The sequence below is a fragment of the Amycolatopsis japonica genome (assembly GCF_000732925.1).
In the GTDB taxonomy this organism is placed as follows: Bacteria; Actinomycetota; Actinomycetes; order Mycobacteriales; family Pseudonocardiaceae; genus Amycolatopsis; species Amycolatopsis japonica.
In genome coordinates this window covers 2,070,683-2,095,400 of the sequence record NZ_CP008953.1, presented here as the reverse complement: position 1 = coordinate 2,095,400, position 24,718 = coordinate 2,070,683, and the positions used below count along the sequence as shown (strand labels likewise).

Here is a 24,718-nt window from a genome sequence, read left to right as displayed (position 1 = left end):
AACCTGGATGGCCACGTGGCAGATGGCCACGGCAAGCTGAAGCCGTGATCACCCGCCTCGCCCTGCCTGGACGCGTCCTCGGCGCACAGCTGAGCCGCGCGTACTGGGGCGAGCTGGCCTGGGTGATCATCGGCGCGCCGCTGACGCTGGCGTTCGCGGTGCTCGTGGTTCTCGGACTGATCCTCGGGGCGGGCCTGAGCCTGCTGACCATCGGGGTCCCGGTGCTCATCGGCGTCCTGGCGGGCGCGAGACTGATCGGGATCGCCCACGTCGGCCTGGCACGTGCCCTGCTCGGGACGACGGTCACCCCGCCCGCCCGGCCCGAACTGCGCCCAGGTCTCTGGAACGCCGTCAAAGGCAGGCTCGGGGATCCGCTCGGCTGGCGGTCGATCGCCTATCTGGTGATCCGCCTGCCGCTGTCGTTGATCGAGTTCTTCCTGGTCGCGACCCTGTTCGTGTACGCGGTGAGCACGCTGAGCTATCCGCTCTTCTGGTTCACCCTGCACGGCGAGGCGATGCCGACGTTCGACCTGCGCGTCGACACGTGGCCCCTCACGCTGCCGCTCGCCGCCACCGGACTGGCCGTCCTGCTGGCGATGCCGTGGGTGGTCCGCGGTCTCACCGAATTCGACCGGCTGCTGGTGCGCGGCGTCCTCGGCGCCGAGGACCTTTCGAAGCGGGTGCGCGACCTCGAACGCAGCCGCGCGACCGCGGTCGACGACGCGACCCGGCGGCTGCGCCGGATCGAACGCGACCTGCACGACGGCGCGCAAGCGCAGCTGGTCGCGCTGGCGATGAAACTCGGCATCGCGAAGGACGAACTGGCGGGCGACGGCGACATCGAGCAGGTCACCGCCCTGGTCACCGCCGCGCACGCCAACGCGAAACAGGCGCTCGTCGAACTTCGCGACCTCGCCCGCGGCATCCATCCCGCCGCGCTCGACGCCGGACTCGACGTCGCGCTGTCCACTTTGGCCGCGGGCTCGGGCATCGACGCGCGGATCACCGTGGACCTGCCGAGCAGGCCGTCCCCGTCGATCGAGACGATCGCCTACTTCACCGTCGCGGAACTGCTGACGAATGCCGCCAAACACACTTCCTCCGCGATCGAGGTCGACGTGGGTATCGTCGGCGACGACCTGCGGCTCGTGGTGCGCGACGGCGGTGAAGGCGGGGCCCGGCCGGTACGCGGCGGAGGGCTCGCCGGGATCGCCGAGCGGCTCGCGACGGTGGACGGCGGGCTCGACATCGACAGCCCTCCGGGAGGGCCTACGGTGATCAGCGCGGAAATACCATTACGGAAATAGGGGGCGGCGTGCGCGTCGTGATCGCGGAGGATTCGGCCATCCTCCGGGCGGGGCTCGTCGAACTGCTGAACCTTCGGGGGCACGAGGTCGTCGCGGCCGTCGCCGACGGCGACAGCCTGTGCGCGGCGGTACGCGAACATCGGCCGGACGTGTCCATTGTGGATATCCGGATGCCGCCGACGCACACGGACGAGGGACTGCGCGCGTCCATCGCGTTGCGCGCGGAACTGCCGGGGTGCGCGATCCTGCTGTTCTCGCAGTACGTCGAGACGCAGTACGCGACGGAACTCCTCGCCGACCGCGCGGGCGGCGTCGGCTATCTGCTGAAGGACCGCGTCGCGGAGGTGTCGGACTTCCTGGATGCGCTTCGCCGGGTGGCCGAGGGCGAGACGGTGCTCGACCCGGAAGTGGTCAGCCAGCTGTTCACCGCCACCCGGAAGACGGACGCGCTCGCGGGACTGACGCCGCGGGAGCGTGAGGTGCTGGGCCTGATGGCCGAGGGCCGGTCGAACTCGGCCATCGCGGCGGCGTTGTTCCTCTCGGCGGGCTCGGTGGAGAAGTACGTGTCGAGCATCTTCGGGAAGCTGGCGCTGCCCCAGTCCGAAGGGGACAACCGGCGGGTTCTCGCCGTGCTGCGGTACCTGGAGTCCTAGGACGGCTCCACCGGAACCCCGTCCAGCTCAGGTAGGCACAGCTGCACCCAGGTGACATCCCGCCAAGCCCCGTGTTTGTACCCGATCCGCCGGTATGTCCCCACCGGCTCGAAGCCCAGCGCGCGATGCAGCCCGGCGCTCGCGTCGTTCGGCAGCACCATTCCCGCGCAGAAGTTCCGGAAACCGCGCGACGCCAGTTCGTCCAGCAGCGCCTGATAGAGCGCGCGCCCGCCGCCGGTCCTCCGGCGGCCCAGTTCCAGATAGATACTGACCTCGCAAGACCAGCGATACGACGGCCGGCCGCTGAAGGGGCCTCCGTAGGCGTAGCCGACGACGCGACCTTCGTCGTCTTCGAGCACGAGCCAGGCATGTGCTCGCTGCGCCTTGGCGATGCGTTCGGCCATCTCGTCCGGTTTGGGCGGCTCGGTTTCGAACGAGATCACCGTGTCGGTGACATACGGCGCGTAGATCTCCGCGCACGCCGTCGCGTCGGCTTCCGTCGCTTCCCTGATCACCATGGTGACCATAGTAACCGAGGCTGCCACTATAGTGAGCAGCATGTCGGATCCCTTGTCCGCGTCGCTCGCCGCGACGCTCCAGGCCGCGAGGCTCGATCAGAACCTTTCGGCCAACGCCCTCGCCGAGTCGTCGGGCGTGTCCAGGGCGATGATCGGCAAGATCGAACGGGGCGAGGCGCAGCCGACTGCGGTCCTGCTCGGCAGGCTTTCCGCCGCGCTCGGCATGACGTTGTCCGAGCTGATCGCGCGCGCCGAGCACGGTGACCGGCGGCTCGTGCGCGCCGCCGACCAGCCGACCTGGACCGACCCCGACACCGGGTACGTGCGCCGGGCGGTCTCGCCTTCACTCGGCGGGCCGCTGGAGCTGGTCGAGGTCGTGCTGCCCGCGGGCGCCGAAGTCGCCTTCCCCGCCCACACCTACGTGCTGACCCATCACCAGATCTGGGTGCTCGACGGGCATCTGCGGTTCCGCGAGGGCGACGTCGAGCACGAACTCGACGCGGGCGATTGCCTGCAGCTCGGCACTCCGCAGCCCTGCGCCTATGTCAATCCGACCGGGGAACCGGTCCGATATCTGGTCGCGCTCGCCCGCCGGCACGCCTGATACTCGGACGATGCAGTCTCGGGCCCTCGCCTACGTCGCGGCGAAAGCACGCGGCGGGCACGAGGCCGGTTTGCCGGTGACACTGCACTTCCACCCAGATAGATCCACAGTGGACGGACGCCCGCTGCTCGAAGCGATGGCCGAAGACGGGTTCTACCGCAACCAGTTCGAAACGGGGACGAGCAACGGAGGGCTGACCGCGCGGCCCGGCGGAGACCGCTGGCGCTGGGAAAGCCGGATGTTCGGCGGCGCCTACGACGACGCGCCCGCGGCCGAACGCCCGAAGTACGGCGCATTGAACTTCCGTCGGCGCCCGGCCGGCGGCGCACCGAGATTCGGCTCCGCTCACTTCCGCATGGCCGCGCACACCCTCGGCAGGACGACGTTCTGCTATCCGGACAGCGTGCTGAATCCGGCGGATTTCGGCTGCGGCACCAGGGTTTCCGCACTGATCGAGCTGGCGGCCCGTGACGACGCCGACCTTCTCGACGACTACATCGAGGCGCACGTCCACGGTCCCGTCGACCTCGCGAAGGACGTCGAGGCCCTGGTTCTCGACCCGAGCCACCGCGGCACCGACGTCGAAAAGGCTGCTTCACGGCTCGGCTGCCCGGTCGAATGGCATCCGGGTTTCCGCCTGTCCACCGAAGAACTCCAACGACATCCGGCGTACCGCGGCGCCGAATTCGTCGAACTCGGCCTGGCACTGGCCGAAGACGGCCACCTCGATCCGCGCGTCCTCGGCGAAGCCCGGCACCTCGACCCGCAGGCCCTCAAACGCGTCTGGCACTACGTCGCGCGCTTCGGGGCACTACCGTGAAGAGCATGTACTCCACGGAGATCGAGGTGCGCACCGGCAGCGTGGCCGTGGTGCACGACCTGACCAAGGACGCCGAGGCCTTCCTGCGCGACGCGGACGCCGAGGACGGGATCCTGCACGTCTTCGTCCCGCACGCGACGTCCGGGCTGGCGATCCTCGAGACCGGCGCCGGCAGCGACGAAGACCTGCTCACGGCGCTCGACGAGCTGCTCCCCCGCGACGGCCGCTGGCGGCACCAGCACGGCAGTCCCGGTCACGGCCGTGACCACGTCCTGCCCGCACTGCTGCCGCCGTTCGCGACGATCCCCGTGATCGGCGGGGTGATGACGCTGGGCACCTGGCAGTCGGTCTGCCTAGTGGACACCAACCTCGACAACCCGGTCCGGCGCGTCCGCTTCAGCCTGCTGGAGGGCTGACCGGCCCGGCCACAGCGCGAGCACCAGTCCCACCACGAGCAGTCCGGCGAGCACCCACACCCCGGTCGCGACGTCCGGCGCGCCGGGCACGCCCTGCAAGAGGCTCCGGAGCCCTTCCGCCGAGAACCGGAACGGCGTCCAGGACCACAGCACGGCGCGGTACGCGGGGTTCAGCAGTTCCGGCACCTGACCCGCGACGGCGGGCGCGACCAGGTACAGCGGGCCGAGGATCGCCATCGCCCGCACTCCCAGCAACCTCAGCAGTCCGGTCTGCAGGGCGGCGAATCCGGTGGCTGCCAGGAAAAGGAAGCCGAGGACGTCCCAGCCGAGCGGGAGCGCGGAGTCCCACAGTTTCAGGAACCCGGCCAGCACGGCGGTGACCAGCACACCCGCCGAAACGATCTGGGTGAGGCGCGCGGCGGCTCCCGCGTCCCGGCCGATCCGCCGTCCGGCCAGGACCAGCACGGCGCCCGCGATCAGGCAGCCGACCCACGCCAGCGCGCTCAGCGCGAGCGGGGCGACCCGGCCCGCCGCGCTCGCCGGATGCAGTGTTTCGATCTTCGGCGTCCCGCCGAGCGCCTGCGCGGCGCCCGTCAGCGCCTGCTGCGCGATCTGCGTCCCGGACGGGTTCACCGCCCCGGAGAGCACGACCGTCGACGGAAGTTCGAGAACGCCGTAGACCTCCTTGTCCGTCAGCAGTTTCCGGCCTTCCTCGGGTGAGGTCACCCGCCACGAGACCTGCCCTCCGCCATGGGAGGCGATCCCGTTCGCGGCCGCTTGGAGCGGTCCCGGAGGCGCTGCCACGGCGAGAGGCAGACCGTCGGGCGCGACGGTCGCCTGCGCGCCGAAGGTGAGGAAGCCGAGTACGGCGGCGACCAGCGCACCGGCCACCGCGGCTAGTAAGGCGAAGGCCCCGGCGGGGCGACGGTTCGACATGACCGTCCTCCATTTATTCGTCACTTGTTGAATTAGCTGCCAAGGTAAGCCTCGGCCGCCGAGAAGTCAACAGACGTTGAATAAGCTCACCGGTACCGTCGATCGCGTGACTACTCCGCATCGGCTCGTGCTGTGGGACATCGACCAGACCCTCGTGGACCTGCGCGGCGTGGGCGCCGCCTGGTACACGACCGCGCTCGCCGAGGTCGCCGGCGTCGAACTGCGGGCCTTGCCGAATTTCGGCGGCCGCACCGAACGCGCCATCAGCGCGGACATCCTGACGTCGCACGGCGTCGAGCCCACCGAGGAGAACGTGCGCAAGCTGTGGCTCGCACTGATCGCGGTCTCCGAAAGCCACGCCCCGACCCTGTCTTCGAGCGGCAGGGCGCTCCCCGGCGCCAAAGAGGCGCTGAACGCCTTCGCCACGCACGGCGGCATCGTCCAGACACTGGTCACCGGGAATCTGCCGGAGATCTCGGTGCACAAGCTGACCGCGTTCGAGCTGCACGAGCACGTCGACTTCGAGATCGGCGGCTACGGCTCGCTCTCGGCGCACCGGCCCGATCTGGTGCCCGCCGCCGTCGGCCACGCTTCGGCGAAACACGGCACCGAGTTCGCGCCCGAGTCGGTCGTCGTCATCGGCGACACCCCGGACGACGTCCGTGCCGCGCTCGACAACGGCGCCGTCGCGGTGGCCGTGGCGACCGGGCAGTTCAGCGCGGAGGAACTGGCCGACGCGGGCGCGCACACCGTGCTCGGCGACCTGTCCGACCTGGTAGCGGTACGTGCGGCCGTGCTCGGGGGCGCCAACTAAGCTCGGTCCATGGCATACCCAGGCGGCGGCAACGGCTGGCCGGAGCAGCAACCGCAGCAGCCCTATCAGCAGTACCCCCCGCAGCAGGGATACCCGCAGGATCCCCAGCAGCAGTACCAGAGTTACCAGCAACAGGGCTTCCAGCAGTTCCCGCAGCAGTCGTACCAGGGTTTCGCGCCGGAGCCACCGAAGGGCGGCAAGAAGGGCCTGTGGATCGGCCTCGGCGCGCTCGTGCTGGTCGTCGCCGTCGGTGCCACGCTCTTCTTCGTCCTGCGCGACGGCGACGAGCCGCAGCCTCAGGCGGCACCGCCGTCCTCCTCCGCGCCCGCGCCGCCGCCTTCGTCCTCGGCGACGAAACCGCCGTCTTCGAGCAGCGGTGCCCCGAAGGACAACAAAGTGCCCTCGACGACGCCCGGCTGGCAGGGGATCCTGTCGGTCAAGGACAAAGCCGCCTACGACCTGCCCGCGTCGGGCTGGGAGACCGAGCCGGGCCAGATCGTCGGCTACAACGAGGGCGAATTCAAGATGGTCATCCACGAGGCGTCGACGTACAAACTCGGCGCCTGCCCGGAGGTCCGCGGTTCGAACCGCGGTGTCGTCGGCTTCGCCACCGCGGACCAGATCCCGGTCGAGAACGCCGCCCGTGGCGCCGTCCGGCTCTGGACCCAGGCCGCCACCGGCAAGCCCGACGTCCCGCTGCCCGACATCACGCAGGTGGCGATCGCGGGCGGCTCGATCCAGGCGGTCAGCTCGACCGGGACGTTCACGCCGGCCGAAACCGAGGAATGCCGCGCCCCGAGCGTGAAGGTCACCTCGGCCGCGTTCAAATCCGGCGACCAGACCATCTGCTTCGTCATGGCCATGGACCAGGGCACCCCGGACGCGCTGACCGAGGCGGACGCCCAGAAGATCCTCGCGAGTCTGAGGCCTCAGCAATGACCGGCCCCGGTGGGCGCATCGACGAACCTCGGCAGTGGTTCGTCGATCCGCTCACCGGGCAACCGCTCGAAACCGAAACCGAACGGACGAGGCCGCTCCCGGTCGTCCGGGACACCGTCCCCTCGCGCCGTCGCCCGCGCCTCAGGCCGACGCTGGGGATCCTGGGGCTGATCCTCGTCCTCGCCGTCGGCACGACGGCCACCTATCAGGCCAAGACCGCGCCCCCACCGCCATCCGCCCACGATCTCGTCCTGCCCGATCCGGTGCCCGCCACCCGCATCGAGCCCGTGATCGCGGGCTGGCAGCCGGTGCTGTCCGACGATCACCCGCTCGTCTACGACGTCCCGCCTGACTGGAAACTCGAAGAGCCCGACGTCGCCATCGGCTACGAGACCCCGTCCGGTGACCTCGTCACCCTGCAGGGTGTCGCGCGCTACCGGCGCGCTTTCTGCCCCGGCTCCGATCTCTCGGCCCGCGCGATGGCGGGGTTCACCACCATCGACGAGGGCGAGGTCGGCGGACTCGCCCAGGCGGCCGAGGAGACGACGATCCGCTGGGCCGAAGCGGCGTACGGACACGGCCCGAAGACGGAGATCGGCAAGGCCGGGCCGGTGCCCGTCCTGGACGGCGGGACCACCGCCACCGCAGTGACCACCACCGTCGTCCCCGCCCCGGACGGACCGTGCCCGGCGCCTTCCGTCGCGATCACCGCGATCGCCCTCCCGCTGCGCGCGCTGCCCGGATCCGGCCGCTACCACGTCCTTCTGGTACTGGCGGACCAGGGGATCCCCGGTGCGATAGCCAGCGGTGTCGTCCTCAAGATGGGTGAGAGCATCCGTCGCGAGTAGCACTCCCCTAAGGGAAATATGGGTCCCGTGCCGGATGTGTCCGAGCACCTCCCGCCCTTAATTTGAGTTCCATGCCAAAAGGGGGAAGCGGGACGGCCGCGCCGGGCCGGACGCACAAGATCGCCACGGTGCTGAGGCACCGGCTGCCTTTCACCAGCCTCGTCACGCTGACCATGCTCGCGCTCGCCTTGGCCACGGGCGCGCTCTGGTCGGCCGCCGAGGACCGCGCGGTGTATCCGTACATCGCGTATGGGCTGCCGTCGCTCGAAGCAGGCCGGTGGTGGACCTTGTTCACCGGACCGCTGTTCGCGGTCGTCCCGCTGTACTACCTGCCGATGGTGCTCAGCTTCGCGTTGTTCGCCGGATTCGCCGAATGGCGCCTCGGCACGCGCCGGGCGATGGCCGTCGCCATCGGCGGCCAGTTCGTCAGCGTGCTGGTCGCGGTCCAGTTCCTGGCGCTGAGCCGCAATTCCGGCTGGGAATGGGCGGAACGCGTCGCGGGCAGCCTCGACGTCGGATTCTCCGGCGGCGCGCTCGCCGCGGTCGCGGTCGCCAGCGCCACCCTGCGCCCGCCGTGGCGGCTGCGCCTGCGCGCCGGGCTCTGCGTCTACGCCGGGGTCGCGATCATCTTCGTCGGCACACTCGCCGATCTCGTGCACTTCTTCGCCCTCGTCCTCGCGCTGCCGTTCGGGCGGAAGTTCGTCGGTGCCAAGGAATCCTCGCGCGAACGGCGACCGAGCCTGCGCGAGTGGCGGTTCTACGTGATGGCCGGCCTGCTGGTCCTGACGGTCGCCGAACTGGTGATGTCCTTCGTACCGGGCAACGGTCCCTTCGGTTCGTCCGAAGAGCTTTCGCTGTCCACCTGGGAAGTCGTCGTCCTGTGCCTGATCGTGGTGCCGATCATGAACGGCCTGCGCAAGGGCAGCCAGGTCGCCTGGTGGTGCGCGATGATCCTGACCTCGTTCGTCATCCTGCAGGTGATGGTCTACGGCGGGGTGCTCACGCTCGCGGAGATCTTCGGCGAGGACGCCGACCTGATGGATCCGCCGCTGTTCTTCGTGGACAACCTGCTGTGGACGGTCGAATTCGCGCTGCTGGTCTCCTCGCGCGGCGCTTTCCGCGTGCCGTCGCGGAGGAAGCGCCGCCGTCTCGGCCGGATGGGCAACCCCGCGCTGGCCCGCACCCTGCTCAGCCGTCACGGCGGAAGCACGCTTTCGTGGATGACGACCTGGCCGCAGAACTCGTACTTCGTGGCCGCGGACGGCAAGTCCTACCTCGCCTACCGGCGCCACGCCGGAGTGGCCATCGCCCTCGGCGACCCGATCGCCCCGGACGGCGCCGCCGACCGGACGATCGCCGAGTTCATCACGATGTGCGAGAACACCGGCCTCGTACCGTGCCTCTTCTCCGCCACCGGCGACACCATCGCCAAAACCGGGGAACTCGGCTGGAAGCAGGTCCAGGTCGCCGAGGACACCCTGATCGAACTGGACACGCTGGAATTCCGCGGCAAGCGCTGGCAGGACGTGCGGACCGCGCTCAACCGCGCCAAGAAGGACGGCATCGAGTTCCGGCTCGTCCGGCTCGCCGACCAGCCGCGCGCGGTGATCTCGCAGGTCCGCGCGATCTCCGAGGAGTGGATCGGCGACAAGGGCATGCCGGAAATGGGCTTCACCCTCGGCGGTGTCGACGAGGCGATGGATCCCGAGACCCGCGTGGGGCTCGCGGTGGACGCCGACGGCGTGGTCCACGGCGTGACGTCGTGGCTGCCGGTGTACACCGGTGCGGGCGCGATCGGCGGCTGGACGCTCGACGTCATGCGCAAACGCGCCGACGGGTTCCGTCCGTCGATGGAGTTCCTGATCGCGTCGTCTTGCCTGGCCTTCCGAGAAGAAGGCGCGAAGTTCGTTTCGCTGTCCGGCGCTCCCCTGGCGAGCTCGGGCGAACCCGCGCACGCCGTCGAGCGGGTGCTCGACGCGCTCGGCACGATGATGGAGCCGTTCTACGGTTTCCGTTCGCTGCACGCGTTCAAGGCGAAGTTCCAGCCGCGTCACGTGCCGCTGTACCTCGCCTTCCGCGACGAGGCGGATCTGCCGCGGATCGGGATCGCGCTCGGCCGGGCCTACCTGCCGAACACCGGGCTGCTGCGGCTGGCGAAGCTCGCGCGGTCGGGCAAGAAGCCTCAGCGCAGGGTCGAAGGCGGCGGCGTGATGGTCTTGCGGTCGGCCTCCGGGACACCGCGGTAGGTCTTGAGGATCTTCAGGATCAGCTCGCGATCCGCTCCGCCCGGCGCGTCCTGGCCCGAATAGACGGCCAGGGCCGCCGAGGCTTCGCCCAGCTGGGGCGCGATCACGCCGACCAAGGCGCGGTGGGCGCCGCACGCTCCCGGCGGAGTGACGACCTCCGCGAGGACGATGCTCGCGGGAACCTTCTTGCCGGTACCGAGCGTGAACTCGGTGGTCTGGGGCGGTTCCGCGGTGATCTTGGCCGTCAGCGGGCCGTCTTCGGGGTTGTAGGCGCTGACGGCGAGGTCATCGACCGCCTTCTTCGCCGCGGCGGCGGGATCGGCGAGCTTGATGTTCGCCACCCCGCTTCCGCCGAGCCTGCTTCGCTTCTCCTGCGGGCAATAGCCTTCCCCGACGAAGGCGCTGGCGACCATGGTGATGCCCGGGACCTGGGTGCCCTTCTCCCAGCCGTGGATCGTGCCGGGTTTCGGCGTCCAGTTCGGCGGGACGTCGTAGGCGTAGACGCCGTCCTTCCCGGCCACCGACTGCCAGCCTTCGGTCACCGGCGGCGCGATGACCTGAGGCGAAGGCGTGTAGACGATCGGAGCCCGGGGCGTGGGCGCGCTGCTCTCCGACGACCTGTCACCGTTGTTCGCGAGCGCGGCGACCGCGATGACGCCGAGCGTCGCGAAGAAGCCGTACATGGCCCTTCGCCCGCTCCGCGACATCGGCTGCTTCGCGGGCTTCTCCGGCTCCGGCTCAGGGGCCGGGCTCTCGGGAGCGGGCGTGTAGCCGGACGAGTCCGAGGGCTGATAGCCCCCGAACCCGTCCAGCGCCGCGTTGTCCTCGTAGCCCGGGGAATCCCCGCGCTTCTTGCCGAACATTACGAACGGACGAGCTTGACCAAGTGCTCGACGACCGCGTCGACGGCGATCTCTTCGCGGTCGCCGGTGCGACGGTCCTTGACCTCGACGACACCGTTCGCCAGGCCGCGCCCGACGACGAGGATCGTCGGCACACCGACGAGTTCGGCGTCCGCGAACTTCACGCCCGGGGTGGCCTTGCGGTCGTCGAGGACGACCTCGATCCCGGCGGCGTCCAGTTCGGCGGCGAGCTTCTCCGCGCCCGCGGCGACCGTCTCGTCCTTGCCCGCGATGACGACGTGCACGTCGAACGGCGACACCTCGCGCGGCCAGACGATGCCGAGGTCGTCGTGGTTCTGCTCGGCGAGCACGCCGACCAGCCGCGAGACGCCGACGCCGTACGAACCCATGGTGATGCGGATGGGCTTGGAGTCCGGGCCCAGCGCGTCGAGTTCGAACGCGTCCGCGTACTTGCGGCCCAGCTGGAAGATGTGCCCGATCTCGATACCGCGCGCGGCGACCAGGGTGCCCTTGCCGTCGGGCGACGCGTCACCCTCGCGGACCTCGGCGGCCTCGATCGTGCCGTCACCGGTGAAGTCACGGCCCGCGACCAGGTCGACCACGTGGTGGTCGCGCTCGTCGGCGCCGGTGACCCAGGCGGTGCCGTCGACGACGCGCGGGTCGAGCAGGTAGCGGACTCCGTTGTCCTTCAACGCCTTCGGGCCGATGTAGCCCTTGACGAGGAAGGGGTTCTTCGCGAAGTCGGCCTCTTCGAGCAGCTCGAACTCGGCGGGTTCGAGCGACGCTTCGAGGCGCTTCGTGTCGACCTCGCGGTCGCCGGGGAGGCCGATGGCCAGCAGCTCCCACTCCTTCGCGCCCGGCTGGCGGGTCTTCACCAGAACGTTCTTGAGCGTGTCCGCGGCGGTGAAGGTGCGGCCGAGGTCGGCGTTGTTCAAAAACGCGACCAGGGACTCGATGGTCGGGGTGTCCGGCGTGTGGTGGACCTTCGCCTCGGGCAGGCCCTCGATCGGCTTCGCCTCGGGAGCGGGCGTGGTGACCGCTTCGACGTTGGCCGCGTAACCCGATTCGGTGCTGCGGACGTAGGTGTCCTCACCCGTCTCGGCGACGGCGAGGAACTCCTCGGAGGCCGAGCCGCCCATCGCGCCGGAGGTCGCCTTCACGACGACGTACTCGATGCCGAGGCGGTCGAACAGCTTGGTGTAGGCCTGGCGGTGCAGCTCGTACGACTTGCTCAGACCCTCGTCGTCGAGGTCGAAGGAGTAGGAGTCCTTCATGACGAACTCGCGGCCGCGCAGGATTCCGGCGCGAGGGCGTGCCTCGTCGCGGTACTTCGTCTGGATTTGGTACAGGACGACCGGGTAGTCCTTGTACGAGTTGTATTCACCCTTCACGGTGAGCGCGAAGAGCTCTTCGTGCGTCGGGCCGAGGAGGTAATCGGCGCCCTTGCGGTCCTTGAGGCGGAACAGGGCGTCGCCGTACTCGGTCCAACGGCCGGTGGCCTCGTAAGGCTCCTTCGGCAGCAACGCGGGGAACTGGATCTCCTGCGCGCCGATCGCGTTCATCTCGTCGCGGACGACGTTCTCGATCCGGCGCAGCACCCGCAGGCCCAGCGGCAGCCAGGAATAGCCACCCGGGGCCACCCGGCGGACGTAGCCGGCGCGTACCAGGAGCCGGTGGCTCGGTACCTCGGCGTCCGCCGGATCCTCACGCAGGGTGCGAAGGAACAACGACGACATCCTGGTGATCACTTCTGGGCTCCTCGCTGGAATTACGTGCTTAGACGTTCTGCGCAGCGTAGTCACCCCGCCCCGGGCCGGTTCAACCGGTTATCGCGGGCGCCCGGTTTTGTCGGTGGGCGCCGCTAGCGTGCCGCCATGGGTATCGAACTGGGCATGATCACGATCGACTGCGCGGATCCGCGCGGGCTCGCGGCGTTCTGGACGAAGGCGCTGGAGGTCGAGGTGGATCAGGACCACGGCGGCGAGTTCCTGATCCTGCACGCCAAGAAGGAGAACGGGCCGGTGTTCGCCTTCCAGCGCGTGCCGGAGGAGCGGGTGGGCAAGAACCGGGTCCACGTGGACTTCGGGACCGAAGACATGGAGAAGGAGGTGGAGCGTCTGATCGGACTGGGCGCGAAGAAGCTGGACGAGCACGAGATGCCGGGTTTCGCCTGGACGGTGCTGGCCGATCCCGTCGGCAACGAATTCTGCGTCGCGACCCACGAGGGCTGACGGACGTCGCGGTGGTCAGAATGGCGGCATGACGGAGCGAGCCATCCTGCCCTGGTCCGACATCGAGCTGCCCGAAGGGCTGAGCGCGCGGCTCTACGACGGCGTGGGCCCGCTGCCGGACTCGGGCCTCGATGACGTCGAGGTCTACGTGCTGCCGTACGACACCGGCACCGAGCCGATGAAGCTGATCGACCGGCTTCCTTCGCTGAAGCTCGTGCAGTCGTTGTCGGCCGGGGTGGAGAAGCTGATCCCGCTGGTGCCGGCGGGAGTGAAGCTGGCCAATGGCCGCGGCCTGCACGACCTCAGCGTGGCCGAGCACGCGCTGGCGCTGATCCACGCTTCGCAGCGGGATCTGCCGCGGTGGTTCGCGCAGCAGGCGACGGCGTCGTGGGAGCGCGAGCACACGCGCTCCCTGGCCGACAGCCGGGTGCTGCTGGTCGGGTACGGCTCGATCGGCCAGGCCATCGAGCGGCAGCTGGTCGCGGCCGAGGCGATCGTGACCAGGGTGGCGAGCACCGCCCGGCCCGCGGAGCGGGTGCACGGCGTCGGCGAACTGACCGAGCTGCTTCCATCCGCCGACATCGTGGTCCTGATCCTGCCCGAGACGCCCGCGACCATGGGCCTGTTCGGCGCTGCGGAACTCGCCGCGCTGCCGGACGACGCCCTGGTGGTGAACGTCGGGCGCGGCTCAGCGATCGACACCTCAGCGCTCACGGCCGAGACCGTCTCCGGGCGGTTGCGCGCAGCGCTCGACGTCGTCGATCCGGAACCGCTGCCCGCCGGGCATCCGCTGTGGAGTTCGCCGGGCGTGATCATCACGCCGCATATCGCGGGCGGGTCGGCGTCCTTCTACCCGCGCGCGAAACGGCTGGTCGCCGAGCAGTTGCGCCGGTACGTCGCCGGGGACGAGCCGCTGAACCTCGTGAGTGGCTAGTTCCGTCCCGCGGTGCCGCCACCCGCGACCGAGGCGTTGCGAAAGCCACAGTGATGATGATGTGTGTGGATGGAGACCGCGGAGGGTTTGACCCGGAAAGCCACTGACGCCCTGGTTGGGGTTGTCTTGCGAAAGATCTGTGGGCTCTCTGTGGCTCTGTTCATGCACGTGACCAGGCCGGGGGATGTGACTTGATAGGAGCCTGTGCCACCAGGACACCCATCACTGTGTTGTCCATCCCCGCCGGCCCGGTACGTGCCATCCGTCGACCGATCGAGACACGGAATGGCAGAGACCAGGATGACCGATCAGCAGCATGCCGTCGACCTGACCGGGGTGACCGGCGGGGTCGATACCCATAAAGACACCCACACCGCGGCCGCGGTCGACGGGCTCGGCCGGGTGCTGGACACGCGTGTGTTTCCCGCTACCACCGCCGGCTACACCGCGCTGCTGGCCTGGCTGGGCGGGTTCGGCACGGTGACCGCGGTCGGGGTTGAGGGCACAGGCTCCTACGGCGCCGGGCTGGCCCGCCACCTGGCCGCCGAGGGTGTCCGGGTGGTGGAGGTCAACCAACCGGACCGGCATACCCGCCGCCGCAAAGGAAAGACCGACACCCAGGACGCGATCAACGCCGCCCACGCCGTGGTGTCAGGCCGCGCCGACGCGACCCCCAAGGCCGGGACCGGGCCCGCCGCGGCGATCACCGCCCTGCGCGCGGTGCTCAACAGTGCGGTCAAGTCCCGCACCGCGGCCCTCAACCAGCTCGACGCCCTGATCGTCACCGCCCCTGCCGCGCTGCGCGAATCTTTGACCCGGCTCACCGGAAAGGCCCTGATCACCGCCTGCGCCCGGCTACGGCCCTGCTCCGACCTCACCAGCCCCGCCACCGGCACCAAGACCGCGCTGCGCCGTCTCGCACGCCGCATCCAGCACCTCACCACCGAGATCACCGACGCCAAAGCCGACCTGACAGCACTGACCCAGCAAGTCCTGCCCGCCACCACCACCCTGTTCGGCGTCGGCCCCGGCACCGCCTCCCAACTCCTGGCCACCGCCGGGGACAACCCCGACCGGATCGACACCGAAGCCCGGTTCGCGCACCTCTGCGGCACCGCCCCCATCAACGCCAGCAGCGGCCGCACCGACCGCCACCGCCTCAACCGCGGCGGCGACCGCCACGCCAACGCCGCCCTCTACCGCATCGTCATCGTCCGCCTACGCCACTGCCCCCGCACCCGCGCCTACCTCGAACGCCGCACCGCCGAAGGCATTCCCAAACGCCACATCATCCGCTGCCTCAAACGCTACGTCGCCCGCGAAATCCACAAAGCCCTCACCACAGACCTAGCAAACCTCACCAACACCCCTTGACATCAATAGGAGCATCTTTCGCAACGTTGAAGGTTGCGAAAGTGGCTTTCGCAACGTGATCGGTGCCCCGATGCCTCGCCAAATCTGGAGTGGTTAGGCGGACAGAGCGCCACCAACAAGACGCGAAGGGGCCTTTCGCCGCATCGGACGCAGCGAAAGCTCCCTTCAGCCCAGCTGACGACCACGCCACCTTCGCCACCTCTCGTGAGTGTTAATGATGGTTAGAGCGGGTCGGTATTTGTTCATCCACTCCTGAGGAGGGCGAATGTCGAGGGTCGCGCGGGTCTCGGCGTTCCCGTGTGCCGACGATGGAGGAATCGGGACGTTGAGTGTCCCAAATCCTCCGTTGATCAAGGTCATGCCGAGCGGGGAAGATTCCGGACACTGGACGTCCCCGATCCTCCCCACTCGCCGACATCGGCTCCGCCACGGCAGCAGGACGGCGTCAAGCCGGATTGGTGAGCAAGTACAGGTTCACCAGAACCGTCCTCACCACTCACGAGCCGGGCGGCTACTGCCAGTGGGTCCGGTAAGCGAGCCACTCCCGCATCGCCCCCGCGAGGCGGCGTTGCGCCGCGCGCACCCCCGTCGTCGCGGGCGGTTCCGGTAACCGGCAAGCACGTTCGGCGTGCCCGGCCAGTGCGACGCCGAAAGCGGTGACCGCCCAGACCGGGACGCCGGCCAGCACGGGGCGGCGCCGGAGCAGCCGGTCGACGTCGGCGGGCTCGTGCCCGGCATCGAGCAGGTACGGCACGAGCGCGACCAGATCGAGCCAGCCCGCGCCCCTCGCCGGGTAGCGCCAGTTGGTGACGAGCACCCGGCCCGGCCCGGTCCGTACCAAGTATTCGGGCTGGATGTCGTTGTGCAGCAACGTGTCCCCGGCCGACCAGGGATGCCACGACGTCTCCAGCTGGACGAGCCGGTCGAGATTGCGGACGGCCCACGCGTCGAGGTCGTCGGGGCGCTCCTTCGCGAGTTCGTGCCAGCCGCGCAGGAGCGGGCCGAGGTCGTCGAGCGCGTCCGGCACGTCGGGCAGCGGGCACGGCGTGAGCGTGCGCCCGAGCGCGCCGAAGGTGGCCAGTACCGCCGAGAGGTCCGGCGATCCCGGGCGCAGGTTCGGCCTGGTGCCGTCGAAGTCGGCGAACGCGAGCACCAGCCATTCACCGTCCACAAAGGACAACAGCTTCGGCGTGGGCGCCTCCGGGGGAAGCCGTCGCGCGATGGCGGCCTCCGTCCGGTAGCCGCCCGCGCGCGGGCTGCCCGCCGGGATCGCCTTCAGGAAGACCCAGCGATGACCGCGTTCGAGTTCGAGCCGCGCCGAGACACCGCCGTCGAATTCCGGGGTCTGCCACAACGAACGACGGACCATCGACCCGAGCTCACGCTCGACGGCGTCACGCGTCGCCGAGGGGAGGTCGTGCCAGCCGAGGCGTGCGGAAACCGGCAACGCCCTACCACCCCCAGCGATCTCTCCGAGAAGATCGACTGTACCGAAATCCACCCTTTCGGGTGACAACCGGTCAGGTCGGAACAGGTTTCACATACCCGGCCCAGCGCTGGAACTCGCTGAACCCGACACGCTCGTAAACCCCGAGAGCACGGTGACTGTTGTCCTGGTCGACGTTGAGCGAAGCCCGCTGAAAACCCTTGGCCTTGGCCTGGACGAGCGTGTGCCCGAGCAGCGCGCCCGCGATCCCGCGCCCGCGAAGGCTCGCGTCGGTCGCGACGTGGCTGACGTACAGGTCCTTCACGCCCGTGGCGGCCTCGTCCGAGGCGAAGAACGCGCTCAGCACCATCGCGACCACCCTGTCCCGCTCCGGGCTCAGCAGCAGGAACGACAGGTCCGGCTGGAAATCCTTCGCGCCGACCACCAGATGCCGCCACGCTTCCGGCGACTGCTCGGTGCTCCCCCAGTGATCCGCGAAGGTCTCGTTGCGGGACCGCAGCGTGAGGGCCTCGTACTTCTCCTCGTACGCGACGAGCGGGAACTCTTCCGGCAGCGGCTTCGCCGGCGGGATCGAGCCGAGATCGGCCCGCATGTCGACGAACCAGCGGGCGTGCCCGAACCCGGCGCCCACGAGTACCTCGGAGAGCCAGCGTTGCTTGGTGTTGGCCGCGCCGTGCAGTTCCAGCGGCACGTCCGGATGGGACTTCGCGTGGAGCTTCTTGCCCGCTTCCTCGAACCACCCGGTGAGGTGCGCGGCGATCGCTTCGTCGCGATAAGCGGGATGGACGAGCGTCTCGACCCGCATCATGTGCACCGGATCCGCCGCGTCACGCTTGCGGAGCAGACCGTAGGCGACCAGCGTGTCGCCGTCCCAAGCGCTCGTGGACGCGGTCGGCAGGTCGACGGTCGGCGTACCGATCTCTTCGGCGAGATCCTCCGCGCTGTAGTGCTCCTCGATCGGCTCGACACGCTCCGCCTCGGCGAAGGTCTCGGCCAGTCGCGGCATGTCGTCCATGGTCAGCGGGCGCCAGGTCAGGCTCATGCGGACGAGGCTAAGCCCGCGCCTCGGGGTGACGCACTCCATTTAGTTACGCTTCCGTGGTGCTCGTGCTGCTCCCCCCTTCCGAAACCAAGGCCACCGGTGGCACCGGCGGCCCGCTGGACCTCGGCGCACTGTCGTTCCCGGAACTGAACCCGGCCCGCGCGAAGCTGGCCGACGCGCTGGTCGAACTGGCGGACGACGTCCCGGCCAGTGTCGCCGCGCTCGGCATCACGCCACGGCAGACCGACGAGGTCGCCCGCAACGCGGAGCTGTGGACCTCGCCCACGATGCCCGGGCTGCGCCGCTACACCGGGGTCCTCTACGACGCGCTCGACGTGAAGTCCTTCACCAAGGCGACGCTGGCGAAGGCCGAGAAGCGCCTAGCCGTGGCTTCGGCATTGTTCGGGGTGGTCGCGGCGACCGACCCGATCCCCGCGTACCGGCTTTCCGGCGGCAACGCGCTCCCGTCGCTGGGGACCGTCCGCAGCGTGTGGAAGCCGGTGCTCGAACCGGTGCTCCAGGGCATCGACGGTCTCGTCGTCGACCTGCGTTCCGGCCCCTACTCGGCACTGGCGAAGCTCCGCCCGGACGCGGTGACCGTCCGCGTCGTGACCGAGGACGCGAAGGGCAACCGGACCACGGTGAGTCACTTCAACAAGGCGTACAAGGGACGACTGGCCGCGGAGCTGGTGAAGTCCCGCAGCGAACCGTCCACTGTGGAGCAGTTGATGCGAGTGCTGTCGAAGGCGGGCCTCGACGTCGAACGCACCGGTGACCACAGTATCGAGCTGTTGACCGGCGACGGGCCGCATTAGTTCCGTACCCCTACGGGCTTCTTCCTCGGTTGTTCCACCAGGCGCGGATGCGGAAAGTGATTTCCAGCCACCTGGAAAGGAACCACCGTGAACAGAAGAAAACGGCTACTGGGGATCGCCACGGCCACCCTCGGCTGCCTCTCGGTCCTCCTGCCCGCGCCGGCGGCCGCCGCGGACCTGCCCGCGGTCACCCCGACGGACCAAGCGGTCGTCCCCTCCGGACCGCATACGAACTCCATCGGCGGCACGCCGGCCTCGGTCACGGACTATCCGTTCATCATCGCGGGCCTGCGCGAAGGCGGGACGCGACCGCAGGGGCAGACCTGCACCGGCTCGGTCGTCGCGCCGCGCAAGATCCTGATCGCCGCGCACTGCAAGGACGCGGCCGGTGAGAAGTCCTTCCTCTACGGGCTCGACGACCTGAACGCCGGTGGCGGAACGCGGATCGGCGTCGTCAGTTATGAAAAGCACCCGAAGTACGTCAACTTCGACCAGGGCTACGACGTCGCGGTGGTCACCACGGACGCCGACATCCCGGTGCCCGGCGGCCAGTACGCGAAGGTCGCGACGTCGGCCGACACGGACTTGAACAAGCCGGGCAAGTCCGGTCTGGGTCTCGGCTACGGCAAGAAGGACTTCAACGACGACACCCGCAACGTCGAACTGCACAAGTTCACCCTGCCGATCGTGCAGGGCAGCAACTGCAACGGTGTCGGTGCCGGCTTCAAGGAAGCCACGATGATCTGCAGCGGCTACAGCGACGGCCACGTCACCATCCTGCCGGGCGACAGCGGCGGGCCGCTCGTGGTGGACGGCAAGATCGTCGGCGTCGCTTCGTGGAGCCGCAGCGACTTCAAGTGGTACAGCGTCTACGGCAGGCTCAACAACGACATGGGCGACTGGGTCAAGCAGCAGATCGGTGAGCCGCAGAACCCGGAGACGTTCTCGCTCGGGGTGACGCCGTCCTCGCTCAAGGTCGAGCCGGGCAAGTACGTTTCGGCCACGGTGACCAGCAAGCCGGGCAAGAACGGCGCGGAGAAGGTCGATCTCAGCGCTTCGGGGCTGCCGCAAGGCGCGACGGCGACGTTCCAGCCCTCGTCCATCACCTCGGGTGAGTCGGCGAAGGTGAGCATCGAGGTTCCCGCCGGGACGGCCGAAAAGGATTACGCGGTCACGATCTCGGGCAAGGGGGCCACCGACACCGCGACCACGAACCTGACACTGACCGTCGGCGCAGGCGGACCGCAGCCCGGCGACCTCAAGGTGGGCTTGAGCCCGGCCAGCGGGACGGCGCAACCCGGTTTCTTCAGCAACGTCACGGTTTCCGCCACCGGCGGCACGGGCACGATCACGCTGTCGGCGTCCGGGCAAGGACTGCCGTTCGCCCCGTTCTTCAACCCGAAGACGATCTCGAGCGGCGGCAGTTCGACCATGCAGGTGGTCGCGCCCTTCCAACGCGGCACGTATCCGGTGACCGTCACCGCGACGGACTCGGCGGGCAAGAGCGCCACCGCCACCTACACCCTCACCGTCCAGTAGCGGATGTCATGAAAGGGTCGTTCAGGACATATTTCGTCCTGAACGACCCTTTCATGACGTTCAGGATCGGGCCAGCACCGCCATGGCCGCGTTGTGCCCGGGGATACCCGAGACCCCGCCGCCCCGCACGGCCCCGGCGCCGCACACCAGCACCCGCTCATGCGCGGTCTCCACACCCCAGCGACCCACCTGATCGGCATCCGCGGCATAAGGCCACGAAAGATCCCGATGGAAGATGTGTCCCGCGGGCAGCCCCAGTTCGGCTTCGAGATCCAGCGGCGTCTTCGCCTCGACGCACAACCGGCCGTCCGGCGCGCGCAGCACACAGTCCTCGATGGGCTCGGCCAGTACACTGTCCAAAGAGGACAAAGTCGCACGCAACGCCTCGTCGCGCGCGGCGTCGTTGCGGCCCTCGAAGAGCCGGGCGGGCATGTGAAGCCCGAACAACGTGAGCGTCTGGACTCCGGCCGCCTGCTCGGTGGGGCCGAGGATCGACGGATCGGTCAACGAGTGGCAGTAGATCTCGCACGGCGGCAGCGACGGGATCCGGCCCGCGGCGGCCTCGGCGTAGGCCGCCGCCAGCTGCTCGTAGCCCTCGTTGACATGGAACGTCCCGCCGAACGCCTCTCGCGGATCGACACTCGAATCTCGCAGCCGCGGCAGCCGTGAGAGCACCATGTTCACCTTGAGCTGCGCGCCTTCCGGCGCCTCCGGCGGCTCCTCCCCCAGCAGCCGCGCGAGCGTCCGCGGCGCGACGTTCGCCAGTACGTGGCCGCCACGCACCACGAACTCGTCGTCACCGAGCCGATAGCGCACTGAGCCACCCGGGTCGATCGACAGCACCTCGGCGCCGGTCACCAGCCGAGCCCCGGCGGAAGACGCGGCCGACGCGAGCGCCCCGGTCACCGCGCCCATCCCGCCCACCGGCACGTCCCAGTCGCCGGTCTCGTTGCCGATCACGTGGTAGAGCAGACAGAGGTTCTGCCGGAAATCACCGGCCCCGGCGAAAGTGCCGATCAGCGCGTCGGTCAGGACGACGCCGCGGACGGTGTCGTCGCCGAACATCCCGGTGAGCGTTTCCGAGATCGGCCGTTCGAACAACGCGTCCCACGCCCCCGGCTCGATACCCGAGCGCAGCTCCTCCCTGGAGACCAGTGGCTCGGTCAGGGTGGGGAAAGTCCGTTTCGCGACCTGGGACGTCATCGCGTAGAACCGTTGCCACGCCTCGAAGTCCTTTGTGGACCCGGTGAGCGCGGAGAACGACGCCGAAGTCCGGCCGTCGTCGCCCGTGTCGACAAGGAGACCGCCGTCGCCGACCGGCGTGTACGACGACATCCGCCGGCGGCGGAGATCGAGTCCGAGCCCGAGTTCCGCGATGATCTTGCGGGGCAGCAGGCTCACCAGATACGAGTACCGCGACAGCCGGACGTCGACGCCGGGGAACGCCCGGAAGGAGACCGCCGCCCCGCCGACCTCGTCGCGCCGTTCCAGCACCAGCACCGAGCGGCCGGCCCTGGCCAGGTACGCCGCCGCCACCAGGCCGTTGTGCCCGCCGCCGGCGATCACGGCATCGTAGGACTCCATCCAAGACCTCCCAGCGAAAACGACAATGCGCCGCGGCCATCGTGACCGCGGCGCACCGCCGTTCGCAAGGACTCAGAAGGTGATGGAGAAGCCTTCGATCGTCCCGCTGTCGAACCGGTAGACGTCACGGACCCGCAGCTTCCAGGTCCCGTTCGCCGGTTCGGACGAGGCGTTCACCGTGTACGACGTGTGCACGCCGCTCGCCTCGCCGATCCCTCCCGCCTGCTTGAGGCCGAACACCGCACCGCTCGGCCCGATCAGGTCTATCGCCAGGTCACCGGTGTAGGTGTGCGCGATGTCGACCTTGACCGGCAGCGTCGCCGACGCCTTGCCGTCGCAGCCTTCCTGCGTCACCGAACTGGTCACCGCGTCACCCGCGTCCGGAATGGACACCGGTGTCGTGTTGGATTTGGCCCCGCACGTCGGGGTGGGGCCACCGCCGCCGATGAACGACACGTTCAGCAGCTTGTTGACCGTGCCGGACGGCAGCCCCTTGAGCACGCCGTCGGAGGCGTTGTTCACCAGCGCGTCCCGCGTCTGCTGCGCGGTGGCACCGGAATTCGCGGCGAGGTACAGCGCCGCCGCCCCGGCCACGTGCGGCGTGGCCATCGACGTCCCGCTCATGTTCGCCGAACCACCGTTGGACGTGGACAGCGACGTGATGTTGCTGCCAGGGGCGAAGATGTCCACGCACGAACTGTGGTTGGAGAACGAGGACTTGTTGTCACTGCTGTCCGAGGCGCCGACCGTGATCGCCTCGGGGATGCGGGCGGGGCTGACGTTGCAGGCGTTCTGGTTCTCGTTGCCCGCCGCCACCACGTAGACGAAGCCCGCCGCGATGGACTTCTTGATGACGTCGTCGCCGAGCCCGACCTGGTCCATCCGCAGGCTCAGGTTCGCCACCGCCGGTTTGGTGCCGTTCGAGGTCAGCCATTCGGCCGCGTCGACGATGGCGGAGTCCGGGCCGTTGCCCGAGCAGTCGTTGCCCAGCACCTTCAGCCCGACCAGCTTGACCTTCTTGGCCACGCCGTAGGTCTTGCTGCCGATGGTGCCCGCGGTGTGACTGCCGTGCCCGTTGCAGTCCTTTCCGTTGCCGCCCACGAAATCCTTGCCGATGGACGCGCGCCCCTCGTACTCCGGGTTCTCCGGGTTGATCCCGGTGTCGAGGTCGTACGCGGTGACGCCCTCGCCCGTGTTCGGGTAGGTGAAACTCTTGTCCAGCGGCAGGTTCTTCTGGTCGACACGGTCGAGGCCCCAGGTCGGGTTGGTCTGCGTGCCGACGGCACGCGCGGTGCCGTCCTGGTAGACCGCCTTGACCGCCGGATCGGCCGCGAGCCGCCGGGCCTGCTGTTCGGACATGCCCTTGACGGAGAACCCGCGGAGCACGTTCTTGTACGCCGACCGGACCTCGCCGCCGTAGCGGCCGGTCAGCGCGGCCGAGGACTGCTCGACCGCCATGGTGCCGACCTCGTGGAGCACGACGATGTACTGGTCGCCGTAGTGCTGATTCGCCTGCACGACAACGCCTTCCGCCGGAGCGGCGACGGCGTTGCCCGCGGCGAGCGCGGCCAGCGCGGTGGCCGCGACGGCCACCACACCGGCCCGCACGCCGCGGCGCATCAGAGACCCGCCACGTTCAGCAGCTTGTTCGTCGAACCGGAACCCGGGCTCGTCACGACGCCGTTGGTGGCGGCGTTGGCGAGACCGGAGGCCACGGCGGCGGGGGTCGCCGACGGGTTCGACGTCAGGTAGATCGCGGCCGCGCCGGCGACGTGCGGCGTCGCCATCGAGGTACCGCTCATCTGCTGGGTGCCGCCACCGTTGCGCAGGGAGGTGATGCTGGTGCCCGGCGCGAAGATGTCGGTGCAGCTGCCGTAGTTCGAGAACGAGGACCGGCGGTCGTCGCTCTGGGTGGCGTTGACGGTGATGGCCTCACGCACCCGGGCCGGGCTGGTGGAGCAGGCGTCCGTGTTGGAATTCCCGGAGGCCACGGTGTTCGTGATGCCCGCCGCGACCGCGCGGCGCACGGCGGAGTCCACCCCGGAGTCGGCCGGGCCACCGAGGCTCATCGTGAGCACCGACGGGCCCTTCGCGTTCTTCACGACCCAGTCGATCCCGGAGATGATCTGCGAGTACTGGCCGCTGCCCTGGCAGTTCAGGACGCGGACCGAGACGATCTTGGCGCCCTTGGCCACGCCGTAAGTGGCGCTGCCGACCGTGCCTGCGACGTGCGTGCCGTGTCCCTGGCAGTCGCGGGCGTCGCTGTCGTTGTCGATGAAGTCGTACCCGCTGGTCGCGCGGCCGCCGAATTCGGACTGGCGGTAGTCGACCCCGGTGTCGAGGACGTAGACCGTCGCCCCGGAACCGGTGTTCGGGTAGGTGTACTTCTTGTCCAGCGGCAGGTTCTTCTGGTCGATCCGGTCCAGGCCCCAGGTCGGGTTGGTCTGGGTGCCGAGCAGGTGCGCGACCGCGTCCTGCTGGACGAAGTCGACGTTCGGGTCGGCGGCGAGGCGTTTGGCCTGTGCCTCGGTCATCTTCGCCGAGAAGCCGTTCAGCGCGGCGGTGTAGGTCGCCTTCACCTGGCCGCCGTATTTGGCCGCGAGGCCGGCGTCGCCGCTCTTGAGCGAGACGATGTACCCGTCCGTGACGGCCCCCGGCACACCGGCACCGCGGATCTGTCCCTCGGCGGCCGTGGCCGGTCCGGCGAAGGCCACCGTGGCCGCCGCACAGGCCCCGGCCAGCACCGCACCCGCGATCCGGTGACGTCGAAGTTCTCCACGCATTTCCT

23 protein-coding genes are annotated in these 24,718 nt (G+C 69.3%); 14 read left to right on the top strand and 9 right to left on the bottom strand.

Translation table 11 applies throughout. The annotated features are described in order from the left end of the window. Nucleotides 1-44: 44 nt before the first annotated feature. Both AJAP_RS10225 and AJAP_RS10220 read left to right on the top strand, forming a co-directional pair. On the top strand, nt 45-1,307 hold the full coding sequence (locus AJAP_RS10225; protein WP_038510008.1) for a sensor histidine kinase: 1,263 nt from the start codon (nt 45-47) through the stop codon (nt 1,305-1,307). 8 nt (nt 1,308-1,315) lie between these two features. Continuing rightward, nucleotides 1,316-1,960 (top strand): response regulator transcription factor, encoded by a 645-nt coding sequence (locus tag AJAP_RS10220; RefSeq protein WP_037342386.1) that lies wholly within the window; start codon nt 1,316-1,318, stop codon nt 1,958-1,960. On the opposite strand, the gene AJAP_RS10215 is transcribed toward AJAP_RS10220, so the two are convergent. Beyond that, entirely contained in the window at nt 1,957-2,487 is a 531-nt protein-coding gene (locus AJAP_RS10215; RefSeq protein WP_038510006.1) for a GNAT family N-acetyltransferase, read from the bottom strand. The genes AJAP_RS10220 and AJAP_RS10215 overlap by 4 nt on opposite strands. A 31-nt stretch (nt 2,488-2,518) precedes the next feature. On the opposite strand from AJAP_RS10215, the gene AJAP_RS10210 reads away from it, so the two are divergent. Genes AJAP_RS10210 through AJAP_RS10200 form a run of 3 tightly spaced genes read left to right on the top strand, consistent with a single transcriptional unit; the run spans nt 2,519 to nt 4,318 of the window. Next, the gene (locus AJAP_RS10210) at nt 2,519-3,082 is read left to right on the top strand and encodes a helix-turn-helix domain-containing protein (protein ID WP_037342384.1); all 564 of its coding nucleotides are present in this window, start codon (nt 2,519-2,521) and stop codon (nt 3,080-3,082) included. A gap of 10 nt (nt 3,083-3,092) precedes the next feature. Continuing rightward, nucleotides 3,093-3,902, top strand: a complete 810-nt coding sequence (locus tag AJAP_RS10205) for a DUF3626 domain-containing protein (protein ID WP_174492012.1) — start codon at nt 3,093-3,095, stop codon at nt 3,900-3,902. Nucleotides 3,903-3,907: 5 nt separating this feature from the next. Beyond that, entirely contained in the window at nt 3,908-4,318 is a 411-nt protein-coding gene (locus AJAP_RS10200; protein ID WP_037342383.1) for a secondary thiamine-phosphate synthase enzyme YjbQ, read from the top strand. On the opposite strand, the gene AJAP_RS10195 is transcribed toward AJAP_RS10200, so the two are convergent. Next, nucleotides 4,256-5,254 (bottom strand): YhgE/Pip domain-containing protein, encoded by a 999-nt coding sequence (locus tag AJAP_RS10195; protein ID WP_038510003.1) that lies wholly within the window; start codon nt 5,252-5,254, stop codon nt 4,256-4,258. The two genes, AJAP_RS10200 and AJAP_RS10195, sit on opposite strands and share 63 nt — an antisense overlap. Before the next feature lie 127 nt (nt 5,255-5,381). Here AJAP_RS10195 and AJAP_RS10190 point away from each other — a divergent pair, with 127 nt between their 5' ends. From AJAP_RS10190 to AJAP_RS10175, 4 genes are all read left to right on the top strand, one after another. Beyond that, nucleotides 5,382-6,068 carry an HAD hydrolase-like protein gene (locus tag AJAP_RS10190; protein WP_083650143.1) on the top strand — a complete coding sequence of 229 codons (687 nt, stop codon included), beginning with the start codon at nt 5,382-5,384 and terminating at the stop codon, nt 6,066-6,068. Nucleotides 6,069-6,077: 9 nt separating this feature from the next. Beyond that, a complete protein-coding gene (locus AJAP_RS10185; protein WP_038510002.1) occupies nt 6,078-7,007 on the top strand; it encodes a hypothetical protein in 930 nt (309 codons plus the stop codon). After that, nucleotides 7,004-7,855, top strand: coding sequence for a hypothetical protein (locus tag AJAP_RS10180; protein ID WP_038510000.1), 852 nt, complete (start codon nt 7,004-7,006; stop codon nt 7,853-7,855). The genes AJAP_RS10185 and AJAP_RS10180 overlap by 4 nt, the downstream gene beginning before the upstream one ends. Nucleotides 7,856-7,926: 71 nt before the next feature. Next, nucleotides 7,927-10,101, top strand: a complete 2,175-nt coding sequence (locus tag AJAP_RS10175) for a bifunctional lysylphosphatidylglycerol flippase/synthetase MprF (RefSeq protein WP_148311488.1) — start codon at nt 7,927-7,929, stop codon at nt 10,099-10,101. Here the strand turns inward: AJAP_RS10175 and AJAP_RS10170 are convergent. After that, nucleotides 10,038-10,964 (bottom strand): hypothetical protein, encoded by a 927-nt coding sequence (locus AJAP_RS10170; RefSeq protein ID WP_038509998.1) that lies wholly within the window; start codon nt 10,962-10,964, stop codon nt 10,038-10,040. The genes AJAP_RS10175 and AJAP_RS10170 overlap by 64 nt on opposite strands. Then, nucleotides 10,964-12,712, bottom strand: a complete 1,749-nt coding sequence (locus AJAP_RS10165) for a proline--tRNA ligase (RefSeq protein ID WP_038509996.1) — start codon at nt 12,710-12,712, stop codon at nt 10,964-10,966. The genes AJAP_RS10170 and AJAP_RS10165 overlap by 1 nt, the downstream gene beginning before the upstream one ends. 126 nt (nt 12,713-12,838) lie before the next feature. On the opposite strand from AJAP_RS10165, the gene AJAP_RS10160 reads away from it, so the two are divergent. The 3 genes from AJAP_RS10160 to AJAP_RS10150 all read left to right on the top strand — a co-directional run bounded on the left by AJAP_RS10160 (nt 12,839) and on the right by AJAP_RS10150 (nt 15,503). After that, nucleotides 12,839-13,195, top strand: coding sequence for a VOC family protein (locus tag AJAP_RS10160; RefSeq protein ID WP_038509994.1), 357 nt, complete (start codon nt 12,839-12,841; stop codon nt 13,193-13,195). Nucleotides 13,196-13,223: 28 nt separating this feature from the next. Continuing rightward, nucleotides 13,224-14,129: a 2-hydroxyacid dehydrogenase gene (locus AJAP_RS10155; protein ID WP_038509992.1), complete on the top strand. Its 906-nt coding sequence runs from the start codon at nt 13,224-13,226 to the stop codon at nt 14,127-14,129. Nucleotides 14,130-14,414: 285 nt separating this feature from the next. Then, nucleotides 14,415-15,503, top strand: a complete 1,089-nt coding sequence (locus AJAP_RS10150) for an IS110 family RNA-guided transposase (protein ID WP_228694559.1) — start codon at nt 14,415-14,417, stop codon at nt 15,501-15,503. Between the two features lie 511 nt (nt 15,504-16,014). Here the strand turns inward: AJAP_RS10150 and AJAP_RS10145 are convergent. Together AJAP_RS10145 and AJAP_RS10140 are read right to left on the bottom strand one after the other, a co-directional pair. Further along, nucleotides 16,015-16,950 carry a phosphotransferase family protein gene (locus tag AJAP_RS10145; RefSeq protein ID WP_038509987.1) on the bottom strand — a complete coding sequence of 312 codons (936 nt, stop codon included), beginning with the start codon at nt 16,948-16,950 and terminating at the stop codon, nt 16,015-16,017. A 73-nt stretch (nt 16,951-17,023) separates the two neighbouring features. Then, nucleotides 17,024-17,992, bottom strand: coding sequence for a GNAT family N-acetyltransferase (locus AJAP_RS10140; RefSeq protein WP_038509985.1), 969 nt, complete (start codon nt 17,990-17,992; stop codon nt 17,024-17,026). 59 nt (nt 17,993-18,051) lie between these two features. On the opposite strand from AJAP_RS10140, the gene yaaA reads away from it, so the two are divergent. Continuing rightward, entirely contained in the window at nt 18,052-18,807 is a 756-nt protein-coding gene (gene yaaA / locus AJAP_RS10135; RefSeq protein WP_038522760.1) for a peroxide stress protein YaaA, read from the top strand. Nucleotides 18,808-18,894: 87 nt separating this feature from the next. After that, nucleotides 18,895-20,346 carry a trypsin-like serine protease gene (locus AJAP_RS10130; protein ID WP_038509983.1) on the top strand — a complete coding sequence of 484 codons (1,452 nt, stop codon included), beginning with the start codon at nt 18,895-18,897 and terminating at the stop codon, nt 20,344-20,346. Nucleotides 20,347-20,406: 60 nt separating this feature from the next. Here the strand turns inward: AJAP_RS10130 and AJAP_RS10125 are convergent, their stop codons facing one another. The 3 genes from AJAP_RS10125 to AJAP_RS10115 form a co-directional block, all read right to left on the bottom strand. After that, entirely contained in the window at nt 20,407-21,930 is a 1,524-nt protein-coding gene (locus AJAP_RS10125) for a phytoene desaturase family protein (protein WP_038509982.1), read from the bottom strand. A gap of 72 nt (nt 21,931-22,002) precedes the next feature. Continuing rightward, a complete protein-coding gene (locus AJAP_RS10120; protein WP_038509980.1) occupies nt 22,003-23,550 on the bottom strand; it encodes a S8 family serine peptidase in 1,548 nt (515 codons plus the stop codon). Continuing rightward, nucleotides 23,550-24,713, bottom strand: a complete 1,164-nt coding sequence (locus AJAP_RS10115) for a S8 family peptidase (protein WP_038509979.1) — start codon at nt 24,711-24,713, stop codon at nt 23,550-23,552. The genes AJAP_RS10120 and AJAP_RS10115 overlap by 1 nt, the downstream gene beginning before the upstream one ends. Nucleotides 24,714-24,718: the final 5 nt, after the last annotated feature.

Bases quoted from the DNA above. Each gene is read 5' to 3' on its own strand.
- AJAP_RS10215 (WP_038510006.1), bottom strand. From the start codon at position 2,487: ATGGTCACCATGGTGATCAGGGAAGCGACGGAAGCCGACGCGACGGCG.
- AJAP_RS10210 (WP_037342384.1), top strand. From the start codon at position 2,519: ATGTCGGATCCCTTGTCCGCGTCGCTCGCCGCGACGCTCCAGGCCGCG.
- AJAP_RS10205 (WP_174492012.1), top strand. From the start codon at position 3,093: ATGCAGTCTCGGGCCCTCGCCTACGTCGCGGCGAAAGCACGCGGCGGG.
- AJAP_RS10200 (WP_037342383.1), top strand. From the start codon at position 3,908: ATGTACTCCACGGAGATCGAGGTGCGCACCGGCAGCGTGGCCGTGGTG.
- AJAP_RS10195 (WP_038510003.1), bottom strand. From the start codon at position 5,254: ATGTCGAACCGTCGCCCCGCCGGGGCCTTCGCCTTACTAGCCGCGGTG.
- AJAP_RS10185 (WP_038510002.1), top strand. From the start codon at position 6,078: ATGGCATACCCAGGCGGCGGCAACGGCTGGCCGGAGCAGCAACCGCAG.
- AJAP_RS10180 (WP_038510000.1), top strand. From the start codon at position 7,004: ATGACCGGCCCCGGTGGGCGCATCGACGAACCTCGGCAGTGGTTCGTC.
- AJAP_RS10175 (WP_148311488.1), top strand. From the start codon at position 7,927: ATGCCAAAAGGGGGAAGCGGGACGGCCGCGCCGGGCCGGACGCACAAG.
- AJAP_RS10170 (WP_038509998.1), bottom strand. From the start codon at position 10,964: ATGTTCGGCAAGAAGCGCGGGGATTCCCCGGGCTACGAGGACAACGCG.
- AJAP_RS10160 (WP_038509994.1), top strand. From the start codon at position 12,839: ATGGGTATCGAACTGGGCATGATCACGATCGACTGCGCGGATCCGCGC.
- AJAP_RS10155 (WP_038509992.1), top strand. From the start codon at position 13,224: ATGACGGAGCGAGCCATCCTGCCCTGGTCCGACATCGAGCTGCCCGAA.
- AJAP_RS10150 (WP_228694559.1), top strand. From the start codon at position 14,415: ATGGCAGAGACCAGGATGACCGATCAGCAGCATGCCGTCGACCTGACC.
- AJAP_RS10140 (WP_038509985.1), bottom strand. From the start codon at position 17,992: ATGAGCCTGACCTGGCGCCCGCTGACCATGGACGACATGCCGCGACTG.
- AJAP_RS10125 (WP_038509982.1), bottom strand. From the start codon at position 21,930: ATGGAGTCCTACGATGCCGTGATCGCCGGCGGCGGGCACAACGGCCTG.
- AJAP_RS10120 (WP_038509980.1), bottom strand. From the start codon at position 23,550: ATGCGCCGCGGCGTGCGGGCCGGTGTGGTGGCCGTCGCGGCCACCGCG.
- AJAP_RS10115 (WP_038509979.1), bottom strand. From the start codon at position 24,713: ATGCGTGGAGAACTTCGACGTCACCGGATCGCGGGTGCGGTGCTGGCC.